Source organism: Enterobacter sichuanensis, assembly GCF_002939185.1.
Lineage (GTDB): Bacteria > Pseudomonadota > Gammaproteobacteria > Enterobacterales > Enterobacteriaceae > Enterobacter > Enterobacter sichuanensis.
In genome coordinates this window covers 1-4,481 of the sequence record NZ_POVL01000104.1, presented here as the reverse complement: position 1 = coordinate 4,481, position 4,481 = coordinate 1, and the positions used below count along the sequence as shown (strand labels likewise).

The following is a 4,481-nucleotide window of genomic DNA, read 5'->3' as shown; positions in this document are numbered from 1 at the left end:
GAACCGATATGCGGAGGCTGTCATGCGTATTGCATATGCAGTTGTTTCGATAATGCTAATAACACCCTTAAGCTGGGCCGGGAACATGACATTCCAGTTCCGGAACCCTAACTTTGGGGGTAACCCTAACAACGGCGCGTTCATGTTGAATGAAGCTCAGGCGCAAAACTCTTATAAAGATCCCAGCTTTAAGGATCTTGGCGTGGATACCCCGTCCGCACTGGACAACTTCACGCAGGCTATCCAGTCGCAGATTTTGGGCGGGTTGCTGACCAACATTAATACCGGCAAACCCGGCCGAATGGTGACCAACGACTTTATTGTCGACATCGCGAACAGGGACGGACAGCTCCAGTTGAACGTGACCGATCGTAAAACCGGTAAAACCTCAACCATTCAGGTTTCCGGTCTACAAACTAATTCAACTGACTTCTAAACAACAGCTAAATAAGGACAACGATCATGCAGCGCTTCCTGATATTTGTTGCAGTGTGCTTATTGAGCGGTTGTTTAACTGCTCCCCCTAAAGAAGCTGCAAAACCCACTTTAATGCCTCGGGCCCAGAGTTATCGTGATTTAACGCATTTACCGTCCCCGACGGGGAAAATATTTGTCTCTGTATATAATATTCAGGATGAAACCGGGCAATTTAAGCCTTACCCGGCAAGTAACTTCTCCACGGCTGTGCCGCAAAGCGCCACCGCGATGCTGGTAACCGCGCTCAAGGATTCACACTGGTTTATTCCTCTGGAACGCCAGGGGCTACAGAACCTGTTAAATGAACGCAAAATTATCCGTGCCGCACAGGAAAATGGCACCGTCGCGGACAATAACCGTATGCCTCTGCAATCGCTGGCGGCGGCGAACGTGATGATTGAAGGATCGATTATTGGTTACGAAAGTAACGTTAAATCGGGTGGTGCGGGTGCGCGTTACTTCGGTATCGGCGCGGATACCCAGTATCAGCTCGACCAAATCGCCGTTAACCTGCGTGTGGTCAACGTCAGTACGGGTGAAGTGCTCTCTTCGGTGAACACCAGCAAAACTATCCTGTCCTATGAAGTGCAGGCAGGGGTGTTCCGCTTCATCGATTACCAGCGTTTGCTGGAGGGTGAAATTGGCTACACCTCTAACGAACCGGTCATGATGTGCCTGATGTCAGCCATTGAAACCGGCGTGATCTTCTTAATCAACGACGGTATCGATCGCGGATTGTGGGATCTGCAAAATAAAGCGGACGTCCAGAATCCGATACTTGTGAAATACCGCGATATGTCAGTGCCTCCGGAATCCTGACAGGAAGCGTATAAAAAAGGCGAGATGATTATCTCGCCTTTTTTTATTCACTCACCGCCGTGACGTTTTGCGCTTTTTCCCGCCTCGATGCCAGCCAAAGTCCGCTGTTTTTCATGGCATAGCCAAACAGCAACCCCAGCAGCAGCGAAGGGACCACCAGCTTCCAGTCGCCCTGCCCTGCAAACGTCGCGCACGCTCCCATAAAGGTGCCCGGCACGAACGAAAGCAGCAGATGCTTGGCCTGGATGCACATCAGGAAGGCGACAACACCCGTCATGATATACCCCAGCAGCTCCAGATGCGGCGCCAGCGCGCTGCCTTTCATGATCACCAACGCCCAGATAACACCGCTCATCAGCGTGCAACCTGAGATAAAGAGCCCTTTTATGCCCCCCTGCGGGCAGGCGAAATAGGCCGTACAGCCGAGGAACCCGGCCCAGCTGAGCAATCCGAGAGACACGGCCACCCACCCCCACAGCCCGGAGAGAATGCCTGTCGTTAATGCGATACAAAGTAATATGTTCATGGCGCGCATCTTAGCAGAAGCGCACCATGGAAATGCGATCATCCGCACATTACGTGCAAATTGAAATGTAGAGTTGCAGCATTTATGTGACGAACATCACTCTTCGTTCTCTTCTTCCAGCTCATCCCACATTGCCGCGATGGCGTCGCGGGTCAGCGGTGCCAGCGCTCTCCAGAATGGCGAGGTTGCATGCGCTTCGACTTTACCCAGGAAAGTCCCGACCCACGGCAACAGGTACGTTTCGAACAAGGTTTCGATGGCTTCGTTCTCATCATCCCCCGCGTTGTCCTCGATCCAGGACGCGGCCAGCAGCAGCGTACCAATATGGTCCGCAGGCGTGTCGGTCAGAGGCATCCCACGCGTGGAGAGAAAAGCACGGACTTCCGCTTCCGTTGCCCCTTCCTGCCAGGCAGAACGGTATGGCGAAACGCGGCACTCATCCCCCACGAACAGGGCATTGTAATCCGTCGCAATCTGCTGCATGTCGCAGCTTTTTTGCAGACGCTCCAGTAAATCATCCTGTTCCAGCGGCCAGTTCTGCGCCAGTTTCCCTTCACGAATCAATGTAAAGAGCGGAACCAGCAGCGGGTCTTGTGGCTGACGGTAATACAGCGTACCCAGCACGCGGCAGAGGATGGAAAACTCATTCATTTTTTTATTCCATTACACAATTAAAGATCGGCAAATTCGGCAATCGGCTCCATTCCGCGCGACTCGAGGAAATCGAGCATGCGGCGTGGGGTGACGTTCAGGATTTGCGCTTCCGGGAAGTCAACGTCATTCAGCACTTTCAGGCACTCGCTAAAGTCACCGAGCGTGAACGCGGTATGGGAATCTGAACCCAGTGCCACCATGCCACCCGCATCACGGACGGCGGCCGCCACTTCGCGACAATTAGCTTCACTGCCCTTACGCGAGTGAACAAAGGAGGAGTTGTTAATTTCCAGCGCCACGCGGTGTTTTGCAGCCGCCTGCGCGACAGCCTGAATATCAATCGGGTACTTCGGGTTGCCCGGGTGGCTGATAATATGCACATTGCCGCTGGCAATGGTGGCGATCATCGCCGCGGTGTTGGTCTCTTTATCCTGAGGCGCAAAGACCGGTTCATGGAAACCAGCAAGGATAAGATCAAGCGAGGTCAGCATCGGGCCGGTGCAGTCGATTTCACCGTCGATGTTTTTGATGTTTGCCTCAATGCCGCGCAGTATTCCGATGCCGTCCACCAGACGTGGCCAGATCCGCATATTCACAAAATGCCAGTAGTGCGGCGCATCCGCCATATCCGGGCCATGATCGGTGATCGCAAAAAGCGTGATGCCTTTGAGCTTCGCCTGGGCGATATAATCATGGAGGTTGCTATACGCGTGGGTACTGGCGACGGTGTGCATATGCAGGTCAACGGGATACATCTCTCTCTCCTCTGCGGTTTTTCCAAAGGATAGCAGTTATCAGCAGCGAATATTAGCAAAAACCCGGCAAACGCCGGGTTTCTCTCAGTATCCACGCTGTCTGTCGACCTGGCCGGTGACCGCGTTGCCTTTTTCCAGTTCGCTGATGGTATGGGATATATAGGCCACCGCTTCAGCCGGGCGCGTCACGGCCGCCACGTGCGGGGTCATCGCCACACGCGGATGTGCCCACAGCGGGCTCTCCTTCGGCAGCGGCTCACGGCTATAGACATCCAGCATGGCACCTTTTAACTTGCCGCTGTCCAGCGCCTTCAGCAGATCCGGCTCGACCAGATGCACTCCGCGCGCCAGGTTCATCAGGTAGCTCTCATCGGCTAACTGGTTGAGCAAGGCTTCATTGATGATCCCTGCCGTTTCCGCCGTGTTTGGCAGCAAATTGATTAGGACCCGTGTGCCTTTCAGGAAAGCCGGGAGCTCATCGGTTCCGGCAAAGCTCGCTACGCCGGGATAATCCTTGCGGCTGCGGCTCCAGCAGCGCAGCGGGAACCCCCACGGGGCGAGGGCTTCAGCCACTCTGGATCCCAGCACACCGGCACCGAGAATGCCGATGGTAAAATCCTCTCGCTGATACTCCGGCAGCGGCTCCCAGCGGGCTTGCTGTTTAAACGCCTGATAATCATCAAAGCGGCGGAACCAGTGCAGCACCTGGCTGACGGCGTATTCCTGCATTTGCTGGCCCATTCCGGTATCTTCCAGGCGGAACAGAGGTGTGGCTTCCGGCAGCATTTCAGGGTGCGCCTTCAGTTTGCTCAGGATGGAATCCACCCCGGCACCCAGGGCAAAAACGGCCTTCAGGTTACGTCCCTGAAGCATTTCTACCGGCGGATGCCAGACCAGCGCATAGTCTGCATGTTCGTTATCACCCCGCTTCCACTCGCGAACGCGTGCGCCGGGGATCGCCGCCGTGAGCGCCTTGATCCAGTAAGCCGTATCAAAAGTAGGGTGATAAAAGAGTATATCCATTGTGATTCCTGCCTTTTATTGCGCTGATTTATTTTGCTTTTTAACTGGAGTGTCAGCATAACAAATTTATTGCACGAGGGTGTTGCTGATAAAAAAGACGCTTTCAGCACATTTAAGAATCATGTTGCCTGAAGTTTGTCTAAACGCGCTAAATTACTGAAAAAGTGAGTTGACGGCAGTTCAGCTTTTCCTTACATTAGCGCCCGTCCCGACAACAACGGGATGAC

6 protein-coding genes are annotated in these 4,481 nt (G+C 53.9%); 2 read left to right on the top strand and 4 right to left on the bottom strand.

Going from position 1 to position 4,481, the window contains the following annotated elements; genetic code table 11:
* Window positions 1-22: 22 nt before the first annotated feature.
* Together csgF and csgG are read left to right on the top strand one after the other, a co-directional pair.
* Window positions 23-436 (top strand): curli production assembly/transport protein CsgF, encoded by a 414-nt coding sequence (gene csgF, locus C5687_RS23510; RefSeq protein WP_025755857.1) that lies wholly within the window; start codon window positions 23-25, stop codon window positions 434-436.
* 26 nt (window positions 437-462) lie between these two features.
* A complete protein-coding gene (csgG, locus tag C5687_RS23505; RefSeq protein WP_025755858.1) occupies window positions 463-1,296 on the top strand; it encodes a curli production assembly/transport protein CsgG in 834 nt (277 codons plus the stop codon).
* 43 nt (window positions 1,297-1,339) lie between these two features.
* On the opposite strand, the gene C5687_RS23500 is transcribed toward csgG, so the two are convergent.
* From C5687_RS23500 to ghrA, 4 genes are all read right to left on the bottom strand, one after another.
* Window positions 1,340-1,822 (bottom strand): DUF1097 domain-containing protein, encoded by a 483-nt coding sequence (locus C5687_RS23500; RefSeq protein WP_141237583.1) that lies wholly within the window; start codon window positions 1,820-1,822, stop codon window positions 1,340-1,342.
* Between the two features lie 96 nt (window positions 1,823-1,918).
* Window positions 1,919-2,473 carry a TorD/DmsD family molecular chaperone gene (locus C5687_RS23495; RefSeq protein ID WP_025755860.1) on the bottom strand — a complete coding sequence of 185 codons (555 nt, stop codon included), beginning with the start codon at window positions 2,471-2,473 and terminating at the stop codon, window positions 1,919-1,921.
* A 20-nt stretch (window positions 2,474-2,493) separates the two neighbouring features.
* Window positions 2,494-3,231, bottom strand: a complete 738-nt coding sequence (locus C5687_RS23490) for a phosphatase (RefSeq protein ID WP_047958251.1) — start codon at window positions 3,229-3,231, stop codon at window positions 2,494-2,496.
* A gap of 84 nt (window positions 3,232-3,315) precedes the next feature.
* Window positions 3,316-4,254 carry a glyoxylate/hydroxypyruvate reductase GhrA gene (gene ghrA, locus C5687_RS23485; RefSeq protein WP_104558153.1) on the bottom strand — a complete coding sequence of 313 codons (939 nt, stop codon included), beginning with the start codon at window positions 4,252-4,254 and terminating at the stop codon, window positions 3,316-3,318.
* Window positions 4,255-4,481 lie beyond the last annotated feature (227 nt).

Coding starts and splice junctions, on each gene's coding strand:
- csgF (WP_025755857.1), top strand. CDS start 23: ATGCGTATTGCATATGCAGTTGTTTCGATAATGCTAATAACACCCTTA.
- csgG (WP_025755858.1), top strand. CDS start 463: ATGCAGCGCTTCCTGATATTTGTTGCAGTGTGCTTATTGAGCGGTTGT.
- C5687_RS23500 (WP_141237583.1), bottom strand. CDS start 1,822: ATGAACATATTACTTTGTATCGCATTAACGACAGGCATTCTCTCCGGG.
- C5687_RS23495 (WP_025755860.1), bottom strand. CDS start 2,473: ATGAATGAGTTTTCCATCCTCTGCCGCGTGCTGGGTACGCTGTATTAC.
- C5687_RS23490 (WP_047958251.1), bottom strand. CDS start 3,231: ATGTATCCCGTTGACCTGCATATGCACACCGTCGCCAGTACCCACGCG.
- ghrA (WP_104558153.1), bottom strand. CDS start 4,254: ATGGATATACTCTTTTATCACCCTACTTTTGATACGGCTTACTGGATC.